The sequence below is a fragment of the Leptospira ognonensis genome (genome assembly GCF_004770745.1).
Classification (GTDB): Bacteria; Spirochaetota; Leptospiria; order Leptospirales; family Leptospiraceae; genus Leptospira_A; species Leptospira_A ognonensis.
In genome coordinates, this window is sequence record NZ_RQGD01000033.1 from 17,187 (window position 1) to 39,284 (window position 22,098).

The following is a 22,098-nucleotide window of genomic DNA, read 5'->3' on the forward strand; positions in this document are numbered from 1 at the left end:
AAAGCAACCGGTGTGACAAGGTGGGCATAACATACCAGAAAATGAAATTGGAAGAAGGTTTAATCTTATCCGCTCAATGATCCCACCTTGCTCGGATACGGGAATCCTAGTATTCAAGATAGATTGATCCTTATGGGAGACTAGTTGGTTTATGGGCGAGATTATTTTCATAACCCGAATTTTTCTTCTAAAGGCAACCTTAGAAAAGATCACAAAATCTAGGTATTGCGCATAAAAGTTCTGATGAAAATTCGGCCACATAACCTGCAACTATCTGAAAAAAAGTGTAGCATCATTCCTGTAAAGTTAGCGATTCAAAAATTCGAAAATTAAGGTCTCCGCTGAACAATCAATGACATGTTTTAAGTAATCTTTGATGTTTGGCGGATATCTCAACATCTCATAACAAAATATTTTGGCTAAGGACTATATTACTCTTCCATCATCGAGGAATTCCTAAGCCTCATTCGCAAACCAATCGCCAAACTTTGGTGAGAATTATTTGTGTTTGGTTAAAAAAAAAGAGTTTAGTTTTCTTTATTAAGAAAAAAATGCTTTCCATTTCAAATTATGGAAAGCAATCTCTTGTTATTCTAGTAAAAAAAAGATTCTTTCAAGAGTATAATTTAGTTCCCAAAGGTCGAAAAATGAAAAAAAAAGTTGAAAACCTCCTTTCTATTATAGTAGTTTTATCACTTGTCAGCTGTTCGCAGCCCAAAAGCAGTGACGACGTAAGTAATTTATTACCGATTCTGCTCCTTCGCGGAGGAACTGCTTCGAGTACCACATCAACGGGGACGACTAGCACCGGTTCTGGTACTGGTTCCAGCTCCGGTTCAACGAGCACTACTACGAGCTCAGGCTCGACAACTTTGTCCATATCGAGCTTTTCGCCTAGCTTTGGTGTCGCAGGCACTTCAGTTACTATCTCTGGATCTAATTTCTCCGCGACAACTTCAGGAAATAGTGTAAAATTTAATGGCACAACAGCGGTAGTAAATTCTGCGACTACAAGTTCATTAACAGTAACAGCACCTAATGGTGTTACTTCTGGAACGATTTCGGTCACGGTGAATGGGGTAACGGCTACTTCTACAGCCAGTTTTAGCGTATCTCCTTGGACGAGTATCTCCTTTACTGCCAGCGACGATGTTTATAGAATTTCTTGTCCAAATTCAAATACATGCTTCGCCTTGACTCAGGCAAGTTCTTCGGCAAATACTAAGTTCCTAAGGACATTAGATGGAGGAAGTAATTGGACTATTTACGATACGGGATATTCAATTTTCGGAAGTTTGGCGGTTCTTGCTGGCGGAATGTCCTGCCCAGATATAAACACTTGTTATTTGGTAGGATCAAAAGCTTCTAGTAAAATTCTTAAAATTACAAGCGCTTCTGGCTCACCTTCGATTGCGCAAGTGGGGAACAATGGATTTTATTATGCAATTTCCTGTCCGACATCTACTTTCTGCATAGCAACGGGTACAAACTCAACACAAAGAACAACGGACGGTACTAACTGGTCTTCAATAAGTGCCTCGTATACTATGGTAACAGTTCATTGCGTGGATACAAATACTTGTTACGGTGGACAAGTGAATGCAAAGACAATTTACAAAACTTCTGATGCTAGTGCGGGAACTCCTTCTTGGGCAACGCAATCCATATCCACGGGAACTTCAGTGTATTCTTTGCAATGTGTTGATTCCAATACATGTATGGCTGTAGGATTGTCAGTACTTGCAAAAACAACCGACGGTACGAACTGGAATTCGTTGACCATCCCTTTTGTTTCGGGCACTTCGACGACTCTAAATGGAGTCTACTGTTTTGATGCAAATACATGCACTATAGTTGGCAGCAATACAACCGTTTGGCGTACTTCTGATGGAGGGAGTAATTGGGCAAACCAGAGTTTCGGAGCGACGAATACGAACAACGCAGTATCATGTACGACTAGTTCATCAAATACGTGTTATGTTGCAACTACTTCAGGATATGTTTTTAAAAGAACTTCTAATTAGATCTCCGAGTTTTGTGAGTATTTATGAATTAGGAATTTCCGACGTCTTTTACTACAAAAAGAACGTCAAACTTACGTGAGATTCCTAATTTTCAAGATAGACTGCCTATAGTAGAAATCTAGTCGGCTTACAGGCGACTAGATTTTCGCAAAAACTGTGAAAAAGACGACTTACTTTTGGTTCTACCTTAATGAAACCGCGCAATTCGATTTGGCTTTTTTTTAGATTGAGTTAAACAGGGAAAGATAACTTCGGAAAACTCAATTTACCGAAAAGACTTCGGGTGGATATCGGGTTCGTTTTTCGTAAAAATAGTCATCGATCAAATTGTATTTCTTTTTGCTGCATCTAAGGTTGGTTAAATTTTGAAATAATTGGATTCATTTGAGAGAACTATCCTTTTGAATCAGTCCCTTGTCCCGATCTCTTGAGTAAAGTCCTTGGAAAGAATTTTACTGAGAAAGATTTTGATTTTCTCCGTGAAAGATCCATGCTCGAAAGATCAGTTTTTCCCTTTTTCTCGGAAGCTACTTTGTTTTTCATTTCAAAACTTTTACTTTAGTAAAGAAAACAATCTGTGATGGAGGTGGGGAGAGTGTCGTGTCAGTTTTCAAACAAAGTCGGACGCAGTAAAACGCTGATTAAAATTTTATTGACGATGTTATTTCTCCAAGTTCACTTCGTTTAATAGGTCTATAATGAAGAAAATATATGTTTTGATATCTATAGTATTAATCACATTTGCTTGTGCGAGCAGGATAATCAAGCCGCCTATCCTTCCTCATGATGAAATGGATCAAAATTTTGGCTATGTTTGGGGAATTTATCGAGCGTATCCTATGACGAATGCTTCAACTAACGGTTTGGTAACTATTGTAAAGAGAAGTGGAAGAAATCCAGAAATAGAAATTCCTACAAGTCTAGGAACTGATGAAATATATATGATCAAATTGGAACCAGGAAATTATGGTTTTTCTTACTGCTCCGCGTTAGATAGTGGCCAAAGAAGAGCTGGTAGTGTCAGTATTAACAATGCTGGTACAAGTTATTTTGAAGTTAAGGCAAACCATATTTATTATGCGGGAAATTACAATTTGAAGTTATATTTAAGAGGTAGTAGGCAGGGATATATATACAGCGTATCCTGTGATGTTTCAGATCAGTATAAATCTTTTTCAAGTAAATTTAACGAACTATATCCCAAAGCCGAAGGTTTTTTTAAAAAATCGCTTCTCGTTGAATGATCATTTAATGTTTAACACATAAATACTTTTGTTAAGGCCTTTTCCAACCACCTTGCTATACAAATCGGAAGATCAATACCTTCCGATCTCATCAGTTCAATGAACGGTCAATCGGGTTTAGTGGGATGAAAGGCGAACAGTATTTTTCCCAAGGTCTAAATGCATTAAAAGTGATATTCTTTTGAACTAATATAAGTTTTGCGAACCCTTAAAAAGATTTTTACTCCATACCTAAGATTCCTCTCTCCGGGAATCCAGTCGGATGTCCGATATCCCTATTTCCAATCCCCCCCAGCGCTAGCGATAGAAGCAGAAATCCTTTCCAAAGCAATGATTGGAGCGGATAGCGCGGTCGTGGTAAAGAAGAGAGTATGAGTCCTGGCAACAGATGCGAGGCACCGTAAATTCGTTATTTTACAAAACGCAATAGAAGATGAGCGTTGTTAGGCTTCACTGGGTTAGTCACCCCTCCCAAATCTCCATTGGATGTGCCACTCACATACAAGGTGTTGTTGGTATCAAAAGCTAGACCCGTCCCTTGAACTGAAGATCCTGAGGATCCTATCAACTTAACCCAGATTAAAGTTCCCCCAGAATCATACTTTGCTACAAAAAGATCTTGTACTCCGTTACGAATCTCTCCGTTTAAGTTCGCATTTGTATAACCGGTAATATAGTAAAAATCATCGGGAGAGCGAGTAATCGCATAGGCTCTTGTGTCCGTATTTCCTGGTACTGCAAGTTGTCTTTTCCATTGAACGACTCCGCTTGAGTTAAACTTGGCAATGAAAGCATCAAAATAGCCTGATGCGGCAGTCGAAACCTTTGTCAATCCATCTAAATTTGAACTCGTATAACCAGTAATATAAATGTTATTCGATGGATCTGAAACTGGTGCGAACGCAAAATTTAAATTATCTGCAGATGCGGAAGAAGTTAAAGAATAACAAGCCTGATAAACAAGTGAACTGTTAAATTTATAAAGGACAATCGTTCTTTGGCCTCCAGCCGTTGCACAGGTATTTGTTGACATCGTCATACCTGCGGTCCAAAGATTTCCAGAAGAATCCAAATTTATGCCGTATCCTTCATTATGCCATCCAACGGCACCGACCCCATTTCCAACAAGCGTGGGAAGTCCTTGTTGGACACCACTCGAATTAAATTGAATCATTGTGATCGCGGAATCTGTGCTGCCACTATTTGTAACGCCATCCAAAGTATTTTTTACATTTCCTGTACTAAAAATATTCCCTGACGAGTCCGTAGCTATACCGGCAGAAACGAGTTCCGTTCCTGGTTTGGCGACTGACCAGAGTTTGTTTCCGCTACTATCAAATTTGGTTAAGCCTAAATTTTCATTATTTGTCAATGTTATCCCATCATATTGACCTCCGCTAGCTGAACCAACGGTTTGGCCTGATATGATGACATTGGCTGAGGAATCGAGAGCCAAGCCAGTTTGCGAGAATGCACCTGACACTAACACAAACATTGGAACAATTTTCGTCCAAAGCCTATTGCCATTTAAGTCGTATTTGGTGGCGAAAGCAGATTGCGTGGTGGGATAGGGATTTGTTGCACCATCCAAACTGCCAGTTGTATAACCAGCTGAATAAAGACTATTGGACCCGGTATCAAAAAATAATGACCCTGTCCCTCCACCTGTATTTTGTCCTGATACACCATGTAACGCCGTCCAAACCGTACCTCCCGAGGCAACGATCTGTATATCTATACTATGTTCGGCGGCTCCCTGGGAATTTCTGGCTGTGATTAGAAAAGTCGTTAAAGGAAATCCGCTTGTAAGATAAGATGTATTAGGTGTGCCAGAGACTGTGCCAGTCTTTGTATCAAACGTCAAATCTGAGGGTAACGAGGGGGAAATAGACCACGAATCTGCTCCACCGGTGAGTGTTGGTACTAAGCTAACACTCACACCAGGAACGAGATTAAATGTTTTAGACCCTCCATAGTCTATATTTGAAGGAGCAGAAGTTGCCTCAGTAGCCGATGTTGACACTGTTGAAGGAGAAGATGTGGACACACTATTTTCGTCAGCGCGTAACAAAAGCAAGGATAGGAAATTGTTTTTATCGTTTTGTTTCTCTAAATTTAATAAACTGCGCACGATTGGATTCAATAGACAGGCTTCGGTAAAAAAGAGAATGAACGCTAAATTGAGTGATTGCAAAATATTTTTTCGGTTACAGAAATTTTGAATCATAGGGATTTACCTTTTCCCCACTGGCCGATACTTAAAAACGTATATCTTGTAAAAAAATCTCAATTTAGCAATCATTGTCAGTGAGGGTCGAAGAGGAAACTTTTTTCCAAGACTGAAAGGACTTCAACCAAGCGAGTTTGAAAAATATTAGGACTAAAACGCATGAGTTTCGAACGAATATTTCTTGAACATTTAACCACTTAGGATTGTTACATCATTTTTTCCCGCGTTACTTTGAGAACAATTCTCTTTAAGTCCTCTCTATACTTAATCTTAAATTTTCATGTCATTCTTGGCTCGCTTGAGATAAAATTGGTAAAGAAATAAAATAATCTTAGTAAAAAAGTAGAATCTGCAAAATGTAGAGATTACCCAATCGATAGATAAAGAAAATAGGAATAAACATAAATTTTATGATACGCAAAACAAGATTTTCAAATACACTGGCGGTTCTTTGTTTGTTCTTTTTTAGTCAATGTGCTTCTCATACCAGTAGAGGCCATGCCAATGATCATATGCACCACAAATCCGTAAAAGAGTTAGCTGCCCAGTTTGATGATCCTCAAAGGGACGAATGGCAAAAGTCGGATTGGGTCATCGACCAGATTAGCAAATCTAAAAACTATGCTGTTTGGGAAATCGGCGCCGGTTCCGGTTTTTTCAGCTTTAAGATGGCAAAGAAGGGTTGGCAGGTGACGGCAGCAGATCCGAATCCTGAATTTATATCATTGATGGAAGAGAAAAAATTAAATCTTAGCATACCAGAGAAAATGAGATTGAAGACGAAGCTCACAACGTATAATCAACCTTCTATTCCAAAGGGGGCTGTCGATGCAGTTTTTTTATCCAATGTTTACCATCATATTGAAAATCGAGTCGTCTATTTTAAGTTAGTAAAAGAATCGATGAAGAAAAATGCCAAATTAGTCATTGTAGATTTTGAAGAGGGAAAAGGTGGCTATGGTCCTCCTGATTCCATGCGAGTTTCTTCTTCAAAATGCCGAAGAGAATTAGAAGAGGCTGGATTTAAAAAATTCAGTGTCAATCAAACAGAATTGCCTTACCAATATTTACTCACGGCAGAATAAAATTCATTCACTTAGGTGAGATCAGTTCAACAATCTCACCTTCATGAATCGGATCGTTGTTCAGTCGAAATTGTTGACCTTTCCAAACTTTATGATCTTTAAAACGAAATGGGATACTCACCCAATTTGAGTCATTCAGACAAAAATGTAGATGTGACTCTCTCGACATTCCGCTATTTCCTGCCCTTCCTATGATTTCTCCTGTCTTAACTTTAGAGCCAACTGCTAATGTACTCGAATCTTTTTTTAGATGTGCATAAAATGATATGTAATCATTATGTTTGATTGATATATAATTACCGCTATAGGCGAAGTCTCCAGGCTTGTTATCTACTTGATTGGTCAGAATATCAATGACTTCGCCATCGGCGATGGAATACACTGGTTGGTTGAAATTAAAATAATCATCATTTGATTTTCCTGATGTTCCCTTTTTGAAGTATTCTCCCGCTTCATCAACGGCAATAAAATCATAACAGTAGTTTGCCAGTCCATTATGTGTCATCGCAGTCCCGCCAAACTCCGCTATAATTTCGTATCTTCCATTTAAGGGGTGGGGAACATTCAAAATTTCGCGACGATTCGGATACAGTTTTTCATAGAGTTTGATTGCCTTTCTTCTCAATTCGATTGCAATCTGACGATCTTCTTTGGAAGGTATCCCTTTCTTTGATTTAACGGTATAATAGGTAAATCCGTATAGGTCGTATACATCTGGATCATCTGGTAGTATCTTAAGAAGTGATTTGAACGTCTGCTCATGAAAGGAAATTTCCGAAACAAATTCTACACCTTTAGTGATGATTCTTTGATAATGATATTGATCTTTAAACGGTTTTCCTCTTTCCACATAATTTAATGTTTGAGTGACTTCTTTTTTTATGATTTCAGGTGACTCTTTGGTTAATAGTTCGTTGAATCTCAGAAAACGAGTGTAGGGAAGTGTATTTTTAAGGAGCTCATTTTTGGGAAAATTTTTATTACCTGCTTCCAGAAGATCGATCGCTTCTGAAAATTTATTTTGCGCGCGCAAGACCACCACGAGTTGATAAAGCATGTAGTCCTTATTTTCTTCCGCATAAGCTTCTTTAAAATTTTGTTCGGCGTTCAAATAATCATTTTTTGCAACAAGTTCGATTCCATAATCATACTGGGTATATGCAAGATTTTTAGAAAAATTGGAATTCTTTGGAAATTTATTTTTAGCTTCTTTGAATACTCTTATTGCATTTATATAGTCTTTGTTTTTTTTTAAGGCAAGGCCAAACCAGATGGAATTTGTCTCGTTACGAAGGATCTCATACGCTTCTTTGCACAATTCGAGGGCTTCTTTCTGTCTTGAGTCGTACTCGAGAATCGAGGACCCTTTTTTTACGAGTGCGTAGGAAAGCGATTCACCTATAGCTGGTAAATTTGGGTATTTTTTTCTCCCATCCCTACCAGTTTGAATGGCTTCGTCTTCTTTCGATTGGGAATTCAACACGTAAATTAATGAAGTATAGAGCCAAGTCGTGTCTTGAATGGAATTCTTGTTAATCGCTGATTTTAATTCTTTCTCTGCCTGGAGCCAGTTTTCTTGCTCTATCAGGTTCGAAATATGAGAAACATCCTGGGCAAACGCGACCCCGTAACTAAAAAAGAGTATAAGGATTATATATTTTTTGAACATAGAAGACTCCTTGGCGAACAATTACCTAGCACTAGTTCCTTAGTAGTATAGTCATCTATGAAATTGTAGCGTAGCAAAAGTTGAAACTTTTCCTTGGTGCTATTTTAGTTAGCAGAAATAAAATTGCATTTAATTTTTAAATAAAGCATTTTTCAAATTATTTGTCGAACTCGACCATCATTTAGATAGAATCAACTTTTGCGATCGGACCAGGTTATTTTTATTAAATGAAGCAACTAGCTGAGCGATTCTTGCGTAGATTAAACGATTACAGGAATCCAGTCTGCTTAAAGGCGACTTAACAGCAAAGGATCATTACCATCACCCCCCTGTCTCGCACTCCTAGCTCAGTGTCTTTGCTTCCGATCGGATAGATCCGAATTTGATATTCCTCGCCGAAGTCATGAATGAATGTCTTTTCATAAACTTTGTTCAATCAAGTAAACTTCTGAAACAGAAGAAGTCTGTTAACTGGCTTTACTCAAAGTATTCACGGCATCAAAAAGTGGTTCATTGATTTCAGGGTCGATGATATAGATGACGCGTTGTGCACTCGATGCTTGTGATGCAAGATCGATAATGGCTCTTCTTCTATCCATTCTTACTTGTGCTGCATCAAAATCTGCAATCTTGTATTTAATTCCTTTTTTGAAAATCGGTTTGATTGTACATATTCGCTGTACAATGGGACGAGTTTGGTATCGTTCCACTTCGATGACCTTGCAAATGTCAAAATGCACATTTTTTTCAGAATCTATAGAAGCGGTTATGATGAGACTGTCTACGTTTATGATGTTCTCGTTATTTGTTAGGCTCGCGCCTACATAATCGAGCAAATGTCTGATATTCTTATTGCTATAGGAAAAGAAAGAATCATTCAAAATTATTTTTAATGCCATTGAAGAGCTATATGCTTCTCGCCAAGGCTGCTTAGAAGTTAAGGAAGCATACTCGCTCGCGAGAGATAATATGGCAATATCCTCTTCATAATTCGTGCTGATGTTCTGACTTTCTTGAATTCGAAGTTGAGTTTCGATATCTGCAACAATTCTTGATTTACTAACATCTTTAGTAAACTTATCCCTAACTGCCATTAAACGAGTGAAAACAGTCCTTTGGTCAGGATAATTATTGTTAATTCCGTTTCCACGGAATGGGCGATGGTGATTAAGTATTAGAGTGCGAATTTCTGGTGTGATATCTTGAGCAGGCAAAGTCATGAGATAACTAATGATAGGATGCTGTTGGATCGAAAGATATTCTTCTTTAGATAATTTTGGATTGTCTGAAACCTCGAGTTTTGAGTAACCTACGTCTGACAAATAACTTGCCATCATGATGGCAAGATGTTCCTTTTTGTTTGGCTTGTTGTCTTCGTCATTTACTATTTTTTTAGTTCGAACTTTCATTCCCATTGCAACAACAGTTCTCTTAGTTAAAAGTTCAGATTGAAGAGGGACACCTGCACCACTCAGAATTTCAAGAATATTGAAGATTCCTGTCTCAAAATCAGGATTGCTGATGAAATCATCTAGGATTTCCCGTACCGAATGCTGAATCGTTACGGCTTGTGCATTCGAGAAGGCCTCCTTTTTTAACTCCTCAAGAAGTGAAGCAGACTCTTTTGCAAAGGACAAGGTTTTATCTTTATTTAATACTTTAACAGCTGTTTTTTCAGCTGTTACTCGCCCCGAAGATGAGCTTGGTTTTTTTAAATCAGAGAGTTTAAAGTAAAGACCCTGAAGTTCAAATTTGAGAAGTTTGCCAAAATCTTCTTCCGAGGGATTTTTCTTTTTCGGCATGACCACTTGCCCATCTTTATTAAAGAGATCAATGGGAATGTTTTGATTCTGTCGGAAACTATTGAGAGACTCCTCGCTCAGATCAAACTTACCGAGTTTATCGACCGAAACTCTGTCATTATTTTTCACAAGAACCCCATTCTCTTTATTGCGGAAGAGTTATCTATGAGACGATTTCGTTCGAATGATTCCAGAGCAGAATGATTAAAAATAATTTTTTGATAAAAAAAATGAGAATGTCACTAATCTCATTTGTTATAGGCGATTTCAATTTCATTTGCAGAAAAATGTAACATTTTCTACTACAAGATAACCTATTCGATATTAGATGTTAAGCGTAACAAACAAATAATTCCCTCTCGATGTACATCTTCGTGAACTACAAAAGGGACTTTACGTAATAAATTTCCTTTCCAAGTCTGCGTGGCTTGAGCTCGATCCATCTCAGACCAAATTCTTTTGCCAAAATGCGGAGCATTGAGTAGGCCGCTAGGCCGTATCGAAATGCGAACTACTGAATCCCAGGCACACTTGTTTCTTTGGTGAGGTAATGTTCGAGACCGCGTAACAGACAACCACCGCCAGTAAGCACGATGCCTCGTTCTACGATGTCGGCGGCAAGTTCCGGAGGAGTGGGCACCTCGTAATCTCTTGAATATTGCGATTGTAACGTAGATGCTACCGGGCTTGCCACATTATACTTTTTACTTGCTTCGCTTCGGTCACGGAGATTTGTTTGCAACGATGTTAATGTCTGTGATACGTTGAGTTCTCTGCATTCACTCACCAATTAAAACTTCCAGTTTGCTTGTATCCTCGCTTCTATTGTCGCTTTCGGATTAATCCCTAGCAAATCAGAATTTAAAAGAGAGAAATAAGATTGACTAGATGATAGGACTAAGTCTATAATTCTTTCATGGAAAAAATGTATAACATACACGAGGCAAAGACTCATTTTTCTGAGCTTGTGCATGAAACGGAGGAGGGACGGGAAATCTTAATTGCCCGAGCCGGAAAGGTGGTTGCAAAATTAATTCCATTCAGAGAAAAGCCCAAAAAAAGAAATCTAGGTATTTTCAAAGGCGAAATATGGATGGCGGAAGATTTCAATGCCTCTTTACCGCCTGACATACAAAAATTCTTTGAAGAGTAATCTATCTTGAAATATTTACTGGATACACAAATCTTCATTTTTGCTTTGGAAAATCCTGAAATGCTACCACCCAAGATAAGAAAAGTTCTTGAGTCTTTTGAGAGCGAACTGTACGTAAGTGATGTTTCCGTCTGGGAAATGATAATAAAAGCCTCCATTCAGAAACTCAAATTTAAATCCGATATAAAGCAAGTGATCACCACAGGATATGATGTATTAGGCGCAAACGATTTACTGATTCAGAAAAGCCATATCTTCCGTTCAATGACTCTTCCCTTTCATCATAAGGACCCCTTTGATCGATTGCTCGCATCACAAGCATTGGAAGAGGATTTCTTTTTTCTTACGACGGATGTAATATTTAAAAAATATAAAGTGAAGGTCCTTTAACGACAATTTACCACTTTGGAACTTCATAAGAGTTTTTCCAGTGCCAAGTCCCCTTTCTCAGAACCGATTCCCAATCTTCGCGACAGATTGCTCATTATGGGAATCCAGTCGGTTTAAAAGCGACTATATTTATGTCACATGGGAACCGAAAGATTGGGAATATTCTTCCCCCGATCTCATTTTGCCAAATTTCAAATCCTTAAGCAAACCTATGATAGATGGTCTAAAAAGCAAAGGCTTTCCTGTGATCCCTTAAACGGTAAATGAGGAAGCAGATTGGCAAAAGGTATTGGAACTAGGTGTGGATGGAATCATTACCGATCGGCCAGATTTGCTTGCGGTGTTTTTAGCAACATATGTTAGGAGATTATGAAACAACCGCCTTTTCATTTTGGCGGTTCAAGTTTTCTTATCGTGTGATTGCCTGTATCTACAACATAGAGGTTTCCGGAGGAATCAATTGTGATCCCTCTCGGATTATAAAAACTTGCAAGACTGCCTGAGCCATCAGTTGAACCAGAACTACCCGACCCTGCAATTGTCGTCACAACCCCAGCGCTCGTAATTTTTCGGATTCGATGTGCTGCTTCCGCAACATAGAGGTTTCCGGAGGAATCAATTGTGATCCCAAGAGGTGCACTAAATCTCGCTGCCGCTCCAGTGCCATCGGTGCTACCAGTCTCACCGGCAGTGCCCGCGAAGGTCGTTACCACTCCTGCAGTCGTAATTTTTCTGATTGTATAATTGCCTCGATCGGTAACATATAAGTTTCCGTTAGCATCAGCAACAATAGACATTGGTAGATAAAATCTTGCCGAAGTTCCTGTTCCGTCTGTGCTTCCGGAAGAGCCTGCACCACCTGCGAATGTCGTTACAACAGCGCCCGAAGTCACTTTTCTTATTGTCTGATTGCTACTATCAACAACGTAAAGATTGCCTGCTGGATCGGTTCCGATTCCCTCTGGCGAGTTAAATTTTGCAGCTGTTCCCGTTGCATCTGTGGTTCCAGATGAATTTACGGTACCTGCAAATGTCGTTACAACACCTGCACTCGTAATCTTTCGAATGGTCTGACTTGAGTCCACGGTATAAAGATTACCACCACTATCAATCGTTATCCCGTATGGCCGATTGAATCTGGCAGCTGTTCCAGTCGCATCTGTTGTCCCACTGCTACCTGATAATCCTGCAAATGTTGTAACGACTCCGGCTGATGTAATTTTTCTGATACTGTGATTAAACGAATCTGCGACATACAGATTGCCACCACTATCGATGGTTATGGCATTAGGGGAATTAAATCTTGCGGATGTTCCTGTGGCATCGGTTGTTCCACTGCTTCCAGATAGGCCAGCTAACGTTGAAACAGCATAGTTGCTTGATGCAGTATTTGTCGAAGTACTACCGACGGGCGATAAAACGAAAAAAAGCCAAGAATTGTCTTCACTCTTCTTTTTCGGTTGGCAACCTATCGCCAGGATGCAAATCATTATTGAATAAATTATTGACAAATTCTTTAATTTCATATTGCTTTCTCCATTAATTTTGAAAAACATTTAGGGTTCGTAGCAATATAGTACTGAGACACCTGTGCAAGCCCTAGTGCTAGAATTTAGATACGTGGAACTTTGGCTTCCAATTCCATAATTTCCATTTCCGGCAGTGGAGGTCCATCCCGAACAGGTGTTCGTTAAGTCACGACCAGTCCATGCGATTATACCAGTTGAATTACTTGCCGCAGAAAGGGTAGGATTTGTTAGAGACCCAGTTCCTGTAAATAAAGAAAGGCAGGAGCTAGAACTAACGCTACCTATTGCACAATTTTCTAAACTTGAGTGGGAATAAACTTTTCCTTGGCTAGGTACTTGAAACGATGAAGAGTCAATATATAACCACGCTTTGTAGGCAATCGATTTATCCGGTCTGGAATCTTCTGAATTACACTTCGTGTTCGCCCCTGAAAATCCACCAAGATTCCCATTATAAGGTGTAGCTGTCGAAGTTGTAAAATAAAACTTATATTGTCGTGGTGAAAATATCGCAGCGGATACATATCTTTGAGTTGCGGCAAGGACGGAGATATATCCTCTTTCTGCCCCAGTTGGTATAGCAACAGTTAAGGAAGTAGTAGTTGCTGTGACTACTGTACCTGTCGTCATTTTCGTTAAATATGCTTTCACTCCAGCACTGTCTGTTCCAAATGTGACCTTATTATCTTCCAAATTTGTGGAAAAATTTGTACCCGTTATAGTGATAACATCGCCTACGATACCGGAATCTGGAGATACACTCATGGGCGCAGGTGCACTTGCAATAGAACCAGAACCCGACAAAAATATTAATGCTATAAGATTCCTCGAATCATTACTCTCTTTTTTAGCGGAACAGTAAGAAAAAAAGATTAGGCTGGAAAATGCGAGGAAATAAGGTTAATATCGCAGAAGCGAAAGTTTCGATTAACCATCCCATCCATTAAATGATTCTAAAATAAAATATCGTCAATCTTATTTTGGCCGTAAAAGTACTTTTTTTGTCAAACTAACTTCCGACCACCGAACCACTAACACTTTACTAAAGTGTCAATGCGAGTTCTCTTAAAGAGCACACGCTAATTAAAATGCGACTCCACCTGAAAACACAAGCTCCAGAAAACCAAAGTTTTGTGAGGCACGTGCTGAACCACCAGATGTTAATATATTCGGAAGGTCGATGTATCCACCTTTACCACCTAATTCGATAAAATATGTACGTGTAAAATCGTATCGTGTCGCAACATAGCCTGAGACGCCGTAGCCAGAAAGATGAAAATTATTGTTTTGGCCTTTGCCCATCACGCGAACATCACTTCGACAAACAACCGCTCCTGCTCCAATGGAAGAAACCAGACTTAAACCACTTTGACCATCTGTCGCTGTCCAAAGCGGCGTGTTCCAACCAAAGTCAGCAAATAGTAAATTCAATCCATCCGTGTGTTCAAACTTCAATATATCTGGTGTTAGGGCAATCGTCTGTTCGCCACCATGGTAGCCAGCAAGCTCATTTACATGGTTTGGAAATAAATACAGAAAAACAAGTGCCTCGATCGAAGGATCAAGTAAGCTTTTCTGAATGGCAAGTGGATCAATCTAGCAATTCAAAGAATCTGTCGATGAATTGAGTGCGAGTATTGGCCTCATCATATTTAACATTTTTGTACTCTTTGAGATTGGATTGGAAAAGGTCAGTTAGTTCTTTTAATTTTATTAAATTTTCTTTCATATCTGAGTCAAAAGAGGGAATTCTCACCATCCATTACTGACAGTATACGATATCTCTGGGACAATTTACAAAGTCTAACGGGGATTCAATTCCAGAAAACGAATATTTATCTGGTAGTTGGATTTTTTCGACGATACAGATATGAAAGTTATAAGGCACGGTATTTTTTTGTATAATTAGCACCTTGTCCGCTTTGATGCTTTTTTACTCTTTTACTCAGATACTTCGTACTTCCCGTGTAATACGATGCATCAGAACAAATTAAAATATACATATATCCCATAATCATTCCTGGTGTTTCTATTGTTTCGCGTTTCGATCGTTTCGATACGCTTCGCTACTCAACGACCGAAACGAAGAGAAAATGCGGAGCATTGAGTAGGTCGCAGGCCGTATCGAAATGCGAGATACCCCCCCCCAATCAAGGTCAAAAGCCTTCCGATTCATTCAATTTTTTTAGATTTCTGGATCCCACCGCGCCCCGGATCGAAGCGGAAATCCTTTGCGTAAGCAAAGATTGGAGCCTAGAGCCGGAAACGTGCGCCCCCCCAAAAAAAAAGGGAACCAACCTTGGTTCCCTCTCTTCCTAAATGCCGAGCATTGAGTAGGCCGCTAGGCCGTATCGAAATGCGAAATGCGACCTATCTAATCCCCGGCTTAATATACTTCAACTCATCCAAGTATCTTCCTGTACCTAACACCACGCAGGTGAGTGGGTTTTCTGCACGGAACACAGGCACACCCGTTTCTTTAGTGAGGTAGTGTTCGAGTCCGCGTAACAGACAACCTCCGCCTGTAAGAACGATGCCTCGTTCTACGATGTCGGCGGCAAGTTCGGGAGGAGTGCGCTCAAGCACGGATTTGATCCCGTCTAGGATTTCGTCCGTAGGTTCTTTGAGGGCCTTGCGGATTTCGTTGGAATCAAGTTCGAGGGTACGAGGAAGACCAGAGATCGCATCACGGCCTTTCACTTCCATGGTGTCGACACGTTTGTCTGCGAAAGCGTTTCCGATCGTGAGTTTAATGTCTTCCGCCGTTCTTTCACCCACGACCAAGTTGTATTGGTTACGAAGGTATTTTACAATGGCTTCATCAAATTCGTCTCCACCCGTGCGGATGGATTCGGCAATCACCATACCACCGAGAGAGATCACGGCGATTTCTGTGGTTCCACCGCCGATGTCGACGATCATATTCCCAGCTGGTTCATGGATGGGGATGTTCGCACCGATCGCTGCGGCGAGGGCTTCTTCGATGAGAAAAATTTCACGGGCACCGGCTTGTTCTGCCGACTCTCGCACGGCACGACGTTCCACTTCGGTAATTCCCGAAGGAACCCCGATGACGATGCGCGGCTTGACGAAGGTGGTGCGGTTGTGGACTTTTGCGATAAAATAGCGAATCATCTTTTCTACGGTTTCAAAGTCGGCGATCACACCGTCTTTCATGGGGCGGATGGCCACAATATCACCGGGAGTTCTTCCGAGCATCCGTTTGGCCTCTTGGCCCACGGCGAGAACGCGACCCGTAGAAGCCTGGACGGCAACCACCGAAGGTTCAGAAAGGACAATCCCTTGTCCCTTTACGTGGACGAGTGTGTTGGCGGTACCGAGATCGATACCCATGTCGTTAGAGAAGAGGCCGTAGAGATTGTCAAAAATCATATAAATTCCTGGTGAAAGAGTGAAAAAGGTAGGTAACTTGGGATGGCGAAGAAGAAAACCATCGGAAATAAACAAAACTACCTGTTCCCCATAATTTTCGGCTAGTTTTTGCTTTCAACCGTAAAAAATTTCTATAGAGTTTGTACTACAGAAATGCTACCATTCAACCAACTTTTAAAGAAGCGCACCAAGCAAGGTTCACCGGAAAGAATCCTCGCTGCCATAGATTTAGGAACCAATTCCTTTCATATTGTCATCGTACGCATTAGACCGGACGGTACACTTGAGTCCCTTACAAAGGAAAAGGAGTCCGTTCGGCTGGGAAGCGGTAGCAGTGATTATGCGGTCATTGCGGAAGATTCCATTGAACGTGGAATTGCCTGCCTGAAACGTTTTAAAACCCTAGCTGATTCCTACGGAGCAGAGATCCGAGCTGTCGCCACAAGTGCGTTACGCGAAGCAGAAAACAGAGATGTTTTTCTTACCCGAGCCGAAAAGGAAATCGGACTTAAAATCGACGTTGTTTCTGGGAACGAGGAGGCAAGGCTCATTTATTTAGGCATTTTACAAGGCCTTCCAGTCTTTGATAAGCGCATCCTCATGATAGACATCGGCGGAGGGAGCACCGAACTCCTAGTTGGAGAAAAAGGGGAGATCTTGTTTTCTACGAGCTTAAAACTTGGTGCCATCCGACTGACGGAAAAGTTTTTGAAAAAAGACCCACTGTCCATGATGGATCTGCAAAAATGTCGCATCCATATCGAGTCTGTGCTTTCGGCCTTCCTTCCTCAAATTGAAACGTGGAAGCCCTTTCAGGTAGTTGGTTCCTCTGGTAGCATTACGTCTGTTACCTCTATGATTTTAGAAAATCGCGGTGAAAAACGAGACCGATTGAACGGCTTTGAGTTTAGCTATGATTCTTTTAGGGAAATACGCAAGGCAGTCTTAGATGCTGATTCTGTAAAAAAAAGAATCAAAATCCCAGGTTTGGAATCGAAAAGAGCGGATATCATCGTGGCCGGGGTGCTTGTCCTCGATGAAGTGCTCAATAGACTGAAAGCCCCGACTCTGATGGTTTCCGATTTCGCTCTGAGAGATGGGATAGTCTTCGATACTTTGGAATCCTGGTATCGGTATGAGAATTCCAATTTACCGGCCCTCGACAACATTCGTGAAAAAGCCATTAAATCAGTTTCGAACCTCTACCCTCAGGGAAAAAAACATGCATTGCATGTTTGCAAATTGACTCTGCAATTGTTTGATGACCTAAAAGATTTACACGGATTAGGTGCTCAAGAAAAGGAATACTTAGAAACAGCCTGTCATCTCCACCAGGTCGGACTTTGTATTTCCCACCATTCCTATCATAAACACAGCTATTATATCATCCGAAATTCTGAAGCAATGGTTGGTTTTTCTAATGCAGAAATTGAGATCATTGCCCTCATCGCTCGTTACCATAGGAAGGGAGGGCCGAAACAAAAACATGAAGAATTTAAAACTCTAAGATTGGAAGACCAGATTCTCGTTAAAAAACTCGCGGCTTTGCTGAGGATCGGTGATGGTTTGGATAGGTCGGAAACAATGATCTTAGATTCAGTGCATGCCTATCGGCAAGGTGGGAAGATCATCTGTGAATTGAAACACGATGCCGACAAAGACCCTCATTTGGAACTCTGGTCAGTTGAAGAAAAAAAAGATCTATTCGAAGAAACATTTAACGTAAAAATAGAATTTCAGAAAAAAATAATATGATAAAACTACTTACGATCTGCATTAGCGTTTCCATTGGCTTTGCTCTTGAGGCGTTACCCATTGACCTTACCAAAAATTGGCAGGTGACACCGCGATGGACGGAAAGTAAGGAAACTCCAAATACACCTGATTGGATTGCTTTGGAAAGCCTTCCAGTAGCTGACGCGGTGGCTAAATTGGATTTTGATCCTAGCAAAGTCCGTCGTATCACCGCGTACAAAACTTTTTTGATTTCCTCTTCAGACTTTGATGAGGTAAAAAAAGACGCTTTTAGTTTGCATCTACCATATATATCAAATGTATATAAAATTTACCTTAATGATGTAGAAATCGGTTCTGGCGGAAAACTTGATGAAAATCAAATCGTGAAAAGTGGTTACCGAAGGCATATCATCATTCCTTTGGATCGTACCATTATTAGGTTAGGGCAAAATTCAATTCGAGTTTTGATCGCTGCGGATCATGGAGAGGAGTTAACCATTTATAAGCTGATGAATGACATCCCTGCCAGCATCGATCGCGCACTTGTAAACCAGTCCATAAACGAAGAATACCTTACCTATATGCTTTTGTTTCTCTATTTTTTTGTTGGGGTTTATCACGGACTTTTTTACCTCAAACGTAGAATGGAGGCATATAATCTGTATTATGCGATGTTTGCCATTTTCTTATCAGCTTATATGGTTTTTCGTTCTCAGCTCATTTATTATCTTGGATTGGATCCATATGTCCAAACGAGAATGGAGTACTTTGTCGTTTTTTACGTTCCCATTTGGCTCATGCTGTTTCTTGATAATTTTTTTCATGGCAGACTGTCGAAGCTTTCAAAAGTTACTTTTTCTGCGATCACCTTTATCGCCGTTTTGCAAATGTTTGTCTCCCGAGCGATTTCTGGAAAAATATTACTGGGATGGCAGTTGTCAGTTCTCGTCCTAGTATTCTATTCTATTTTCGTGATCTCTAGGGCAGTTTACCAAAAAAATAAAGATGCTTACCGTATGGTAATCGGATTTTTGATTTTAGTAGTTACTGGAATATGGGATGTGCTAGGTGCTACGGGACTGGTTCCAATCCAAAATCTCAATCTTCTTCGATTTGGTTTTTTGACCTTTGTCCTTGGGATTGCCGTCGTTTTAGCAAATCGTTTTTTACGAGTTCATAATGAGGTGGAAAACCTAAATGCCACTTTGGAGTTAAAGGTTGAAGAACGCACCAATGAATTGCAAAATACGCTCACACGGGTCCAGGAGCTGAAAGTCCAGCAAGATGGAGATTATTTTCTTACGTCTTTACTCCTTGAGCCTCTATCGGCGATTAGTGGGCGTTCTAGTTCTGTGGTTCTTGAATCATACACAAAACAAAAAAAAGAATTCGAGTTTAAAGGCAAAAAGCGAGAGATTGGTGGAGATATCATCATTAGCGAACAAATTGTCCTAGGTGGAAAAACTTTCGTAGTTTTTGTGAATGGTGATGCTATGGGGAAATCAATGCAAGGCGCAGGTGGTGCCCTCGTACTTGGTGTCGTCTTTCTATCAGTCATTAAGCGGACCCAATCCAAAGAGGAATATAGAAATAAATCCCCTGAGCGCTGGCTAAAGGATTGTTTTCTAGAACTTCAGTCTATTTTCGAATCCTTTGACGGTTCCATGCTTATCTCTGTTGTCATTGGTCTTGTCGAAGAGGAGACGGGGCTATTATACTATGTAAATGCTGAGCACCCTTGGACAGTATTATATCGTGATGGTGTCGCAAGCTTCATTGAACAAGAGCTGGAGCTTAGAAAGATAGGAACGAAAGGCATGGACGGAGAAATCCGTGTAAGAGTATTTCCACTCGAACATGACGATGCTCTTTTTGTTGGTTCCGATGGCCGTGATGATATTGTTGTTGGTCAAGACGCCAAAGGCAATCGAGTCATGAACGAGGATGAAAATCAATTTTTGAAGCATGTGGAATATGCTGGCGGTATGTTAGATAAGCTCATTGAACGTCTGGGAACGATTGGAGAGCTATCAGATGATTTGACCATTCTTCGTATTTCTTGGAATGGAAATATGAAACACTTATCCAAAAGAGAAACTCTAGAATACGCAGGTCAAATTTTTCCTAATGTGGAATATAAAAAATATATAGAACTAGGTCATTTAGAGGAAGCATTTGTCTACATTGAAAACGTCATGACACATGCCGAAATGGATGAGGAGACTAAACCTTACTTTCAAAAGGAGGCAGCTCGTATTGCGATTCTTACAAAAAAATATGAATATGCGATCCACACCATTGAGGAGATTCTCCCTTATTTTTCCACGGATAATGAATTGTTATTACAGCTAAGCTATGCCTATCGAAAGAATAAAAATATCCATAAGGCCATTGACATTGCAGAACGAGTTCGTTCTAGAGATCCGAAACATTTCCGAAATCTCATTCATTTAACGGAATGTTATCGTAACGCCAATCAACTGGAAAGAGCAAAAAAACTTTTAAACAAAGCGGAGTTACTCGAACCAGACCACCCTCAAGTCAAAAAAATCAGAGAGATTTTCAACCAATTGAAAACTGGCTCTAACTAAGGTTATAAAATGGATTTTAAATTTTCAAAATATCATGTCTTTGTTGTTGGGATACTCGCGTTTCTACAATTTACTGTCGTTTTAGATTTTATGATACTTTCACCTTTGGGTGTGATCGTTATGAAAGAATTACAGATTTCGACTCAACAGTTTGGATTTGTGGTATCCGCCTATGCATTCAGTGCGGGAATCTCTGGTATCTTCTCTGCAGGATTTGCAGATCGTTTTGACCGTAAAAAAATGTTACTCTTTTTCTATGTGGGTTTTGTTCTGGCTACGTTTTTATGCGGAATCGCAAATACCTATCACTTCTTACTTATTGTTAGAATTTTAACGGGTGTTTTTGCAGGCGTCATCTCCTCGATTTCCTTTGCCATCGTGGCAGATCTATTTCCTCTCCAGGTCAGAGGTAGGGTTATGGGCTTTATCATGACTGCCTTTGCCGCAAGCCAAGTTTTTGGGCTACCGATTGGAATTTATATTTCCAATCTTTGGGGCTGGCAAGCTCCCTTTTTGATGATCGCCTTCATTAGCGGTCTCATTGGAGTTTTGATACTATTCTACTTGAAGCCACTCACTTCGCATCTAGATCAAAAGACAGAAAAACGAGCCTTCCTTCATTTGATAAAAACTGTCTCAGAGCCGAAGTATTTTCCTGCTTATCTCGTTACCACCTTGCTTGCAACAGGCGGATTTATGCTCATGCCATTCGGTTCCGCATTTTCTGTAAATAATTTAGGCGTAAAATTAGAAGAGTTACCCATGGTTTATATGGTTACTGGGATCGTTTCTATGATAGGTGGTCCGCTGATGGGTAGACTAAGCGATGCCATTGGAAAATACAATATGTTTGTCATCGCTTCTTTTTTAGCTGCACTGACCATCCTTTATTACACGAGGCTTGGTATCACACCGCTTCCTTTCGTGATAGTTTTAAACTCCGTTTTGTTCGTATTTATTACCGCTCGAATGATTTCCGCGAATGCGTTGACCTCGGCAGTACCAGAGTTACATGATAGGGGAGCCTTTATGTCCATCAGCTCTTCGATCCAACAGATATCGGGTGGGATTGCTGCCTCAATCGCGGGACTCATCGTGATACAAGCTCCGAATGGATATATTGAAAGATATGAATTATTGGGCTATGTTGTTGCCGTAGCCATCTTCCTTACCATCATTCTCATGTATAAAGTAAATCTGATCATCGGTAAAAAAGAATGAGTGCAAACAACTAATGCAAAAAATCTTCCC

Annotated in this window: 16 protein-coding genes and 3 pseudogenes; 9 read left to right on the plus strand and 10 right to left on the minus strand. The window is 40.2% G+C overall.

What is annotated here, in order from left to right; all coding sequences use genetic code 11:
- Positions 1 to 647: 647 nt before the first annotated feature.
- Both EHQ58_RS10380 and EHQ58_RS10385 read left to right on the plus strand, forming a co-directional pair.
- Positions 648 to 2,024, plus strand: coding sequence for an IPT/TIG domain-containing protein (locus EHQ58_RS10380; protein ID WP_167883602.1), 1,377 nt, complete (start codon positions 648 to 650; stop codon positions 2,022 to 2,024).
- Positions 2,025 to 2,722: 698 nt separating this feature from the next.
- Complete coding sequence (locus EHQ58_RS10385) at positions 2,723 to 3,268, plus strand: hypothetical protein (RefSeq protein WP_135623839.1); 546 nt, start codon at positions 2,723 to 2,725, stop codon at positions 3,266 to 3,268.
- Between the two features lie 409 nt (positions 3,269 to 3,677).
- Here the strand turns inward: EHQ58_RS10385 and EHQ58_RS10390 are convergent, their stop codons facing one another.
- Positions 3,678 to 5,495: an SBBP repeat-containing protein gene (locus EHQ58_RS10390; RefSeq protein WP_135623840.1), complete on the minus strand. Its 1,818-nt coding sequence runs from the start codon at positions 5,493 to 5,495 to the stop codon at positions 3,678 to 3,680.
- 413 nt (positions 5,496 to 5,908) lie between these two features.
- On the opposite strand from EHQ58_RS10390, the gene EHQ58_RS10395 reads away from it, so the two are divergent.
- Entirely contained in the window at positions 5,909 to 6,583 is a 675-nt protein-coding gene (locus EHQ58_RS10395; protein WP_135623841.1) for a class I SAM-dependent methyltransferase, read from the plus strand.
- Positions 6,584 to 6,590: 7 nt separating this feature from the next.
- On the opposite strand, the gene EHQ58_RS10400 is transcribed toward EHQ58_RS10395, so the two are convergent.
- The 3 genes and pseudogenes from EHQ58_RS10400 to EHQ58_RS10410 form a co-directional block, all read right to left on the minus strand.
- Positions 6,591 to 8,252, minus strand: a complete 1,662-nt coding sequence (locus EHQ58_RS10400; RefSeq protein WP_135623842.1) for a peptidoglycan DD-metalloendopeptidase family protein — start codon at positions 8,250 to 8,252, stop codon at positions 6,591 to 6,593.
- 467 nt (positions 8,253 to 8,719) lie between these two features.
- On the minus strand, positions 8,720 to 10,183 hold the full coding sequence (locus EHQ58_RS10405; RefSeq protein ID WP_135623843.1) for an HD-GYP domain-containing protein: 1,464 nt from the start codon (positions 10,181 to 10,183) through the stop codon (positions 8,720 to 8,722).
- Positions 10,184 to 10,577: 394 nt separating this feature from the next.
- A pseudogene (locus tag EHQ58_RS10410) lies at positions 10,578 to 10,688 on the minus strand (rod shape-determining protein); the annotation flags it as partial.
- Positions 10,689 to 10,979: 291 nt separating this feature from the next.
- On the opposite strand from EHQ58_RS10410, the gene EHQ58_RS10415 reads away from it, so the two are divergent.
- The 3 genes and pseudogenes from EHQ58_RS10415 to EHQ58_RS19095 form a co-directional block, all read left to right on the plus strand.
- The gene (locus EHQ58_RS10415) at positions 10,980 to 11,207 is read left to right on the plus strand and encodes a type II toxin-antitoxin system Phd/YefM family antitoxin (protein WP_246047314.1); all 228 of its coding nucleotides are present in this window, start codon (positions 10,980 to 10,982) and stop codon (positions 11,205 to 11,207) included.
- 6 nt (positions 11,208 to 11,213) lie between these two features.
- A complete protein-coding gene (locus tag EHQ58_RS10420) occupies positions 11,214 to 11,597 on the plus strand; it encodes a type II toxin-antitoxin system VapC family toxin (RefSeq protein ID WP_135623845.1) in 384 nt (127 codons plus the stop codon).
- 265 nt (positions 11,598 to 11,862) lie between these two features.
- A pseudogene (locus tag EHQ58_RS19095) lies at positions 11,863 to 11,970 on the plus strand (hypothetical protein); the annotation flags it as partial.
- A gap of 13 nt (positions 11,971 to 11,983) precedes the next feature.
- Here the strand turns inward: EHQ58_RS19095 and EHQ58_RS10430 are convergent.
- From EHQ58_RS10430 to EHQ58_RS10450, 6 genes and pseudogenes are all read right to left on the minus strand, one after another.
- Positions 11,984 to 13,087, minus strand: coding sequence for an NHL repeat-containing protein (locus tag EHQ58_RS10430; protein WP_135623846.1), 1,104 nt, complete (start codon positions 13,085 to 13,087; stop codon positions 11,984 to 11,986).
- A 66-nt stretch (positions 13,088 to 13,153) separates the two neighbouring features.
- Entirely contained in the window at positions 13,154 to 13,891 is a 738-nt protein-coding gene (locus EHQ58_RS10435) for an IPT/TIG domain-containing protein (RefSeq protein WP_135623847.1), read from the minus strand.
- Positions 13,892 to 14,209: 318 nt separating this feature from the next.
- Positions 14,210 to 14,722 (minus strand): annotated as a pseudogene (locus EHQ58_RS10440) (hypothetical protein); the annotation flags it as partial.
- Positions 14,718 to 14,855, minus strand: a complete 138-nt coding sequence (locus EHQ58_RS18735; protein ID WP_167883600.1) for a hypothetical protein — start codon at positions 14,853 to 14,855, stop codon at positions 14,718 to 14,720. The gene EHQ58_RS18735 and the pseudogene EHQ58_RS10440, both read right to left, overlap by 5 nt.
- Before the next feature lie 148 nt (positions 14,856 to 15,003).
- Positions 15,004 to 15,144, minus strand: coding sequence for a GIY-YIG nuclease family protein (locus tag EHQ58_RS19055; protein ID WP_342776238.1), 141 nt, complete (start codon positions 15,142 to 15,144; stop codon positions 15,004 to 15,006).
- Positions 15,145 to 15,496: 352 nt separating this feature from the next.
- The gene (locus EHQ58_RS10450) at positions 15,497 to 16,519 is read right to left on the minus strand and encodes a rod shape-determining protein (protein ID WP_002972591.1); all 1,023 of its coding nucleotides are present in this window, start codon (positions 16,517 to 16,519) and stop codon (positions 15,497 to 15,499) included.
- A gap of 153 nt (positions 16,520 to 16,672) precedes the next feature.
- On the opposite strand from EHQ58_RS10450, the gene EHQ58_RS10455 reads away from it, so the two are divergent.
- Genes EHQ58_RS10455 through EHQ58_RS10465 form a run of 3 tightly spaced genes read left to right on the plus strand, consistent with a single transcriptional unit; the run spans position 16,673 to position 22,068 of the window.
- On the plus strand, positions 16,673 to 18,274 hold the full coding sequence (locus EHQ58_RS10455; RefSeq protein WP_135623849.1) for a Ppx/GppA phosphatase family protein: 1,602 nt from the start codon (positions 16,673 to 16,675) through the stop codon (positions 18,272 to 18,274).
- A complete protein-coding gene (locus EHQ58_RS10460; protein WP_135623850.1) occupies positions 18,271 to 20,847 on the plus strand; it encodes a SpoIIE family protein phosphatase in 2,577 nt (858 codons plus the stop codon). The genes EHQ58_RS10455 and EHQ58_RS10460 overlap by 4 nt, the downstream gene beginning before the upstream one ends.
- Positions 20,848 to 20,856: 9 nt before the next feature.
- A complete protein-coding gene (locus EHQ58_RS10465; RefSeq protein WP_135623851.1) occupies positions 20,857 to 22,068 on the plus strand; it encodes an MFS transporter in 1,212 nt (403 codons plus the stop codon).
- Positions 22,069 to 22,098 lie beyond the last annotated feature (30 nt).

Excerpts from the sequence above, each read along its gene's own strand:
- EHQ58_RS10380 (WP_167883602.1), top strand. The coding sequence starts at position 648 with ATGAAAAAAAAAGTTGAAAACCTCCTTTCTATTATAGTAGTTTTATCA.
- EHQ58_RS10385 (WP_135623839.1), top strand. The coding sequence starts at position 2,723 with ATGAAGAAAATATATGTTTTGATATCTATAGTATTAATCACATTTGCT.
- EHQ58_RS10390 (WP_135623840.1), bottom strand. The coding sequence starts at position 5,495 with ATGATTCAAAATTTCTGTAACCGAAAAAATATTTTGCAATCACTCAAT.
- EHQ58_RS10395 (WP_135623841.1), top strand. The coding sequence starts at position 5,909 with ATGATACGCAAAACAAGATTTTCAAATACACTGGCGGTTCTTTGTTTG.
- EHQ58_RS10400 (WP_135623842.1), bottom strand. The coding sequence starts at position 8,252 with ATGTTCAAAAAATATATAATCCTTATACTCTTTTTTAGTTACGGGGTC.
- EHQ58_RS10415 (WP_246047314.1), top strand. The coding sequence starts at position 10,980 with ATGTATAACATACACGAGGCAAAGACTCATTTTTCTGAGCTTGTGCAT.
- EHQ58_RS10430 (WP_135623846.1), bottom strand. The coding sequence starts at position 13,087 with ATGATTTGCATCCTGGCGATAGGTTGCCAACCGAAAAAGAAGAGTGAA.
- EHQ58_RS10435 (WP_135623847.1), bottom strand. The coding sequence starts at position 13,891 with ATGAGTGTATCTCCAGATTCCGGTATCGTAGGCGATGTTATCACTATA.
- EHQ58_RS18735 (WP_167883600.1), bottom strand. The coding sequence starts at position 14,855 with ATGAAAGAAAATTTAATAAAATTAAAAGAACTAACTGACCTTTTCCAA.
- EHQ58_RS19055 (WP_342776238.1), bottom strand. The coding sequence starts at position 15,144 with ATGATTATGGGATATATGTATATTTTAATTTGTTCTGATGCATCGTAT.
- EHQ58_RS10450 (WP_002972591.1), bottom strand. The coding sequence starts at position 16,519 with ATGATTTTTGACAATCTCTACGGCCTCTTCTCTAACGACATGGGTATC.
- EHQ58_RS10455 (WP_135623849.1), top strand. The coding sequence starts at position 16,673 with ATGCTACCATTCAACCAACTTTTAAAGAAGCGCACCAAGCAAGGTTCA.
- EHQ58_RS10460 (WP_135623850.1), top strand. The coding sequence starts at position 18,271 with ATGATAAAACTACTTACGATCTGCATTAGCGTTTCCATTGGCTTTGCT.
- EHQ58_RS10465 (WP_135623851.1), top strand. The coding sequence starts at position 20,857 with ATGGATTTTAAATTTTCAAAATATCATGTCTTTGTTGTTGGGATACTC.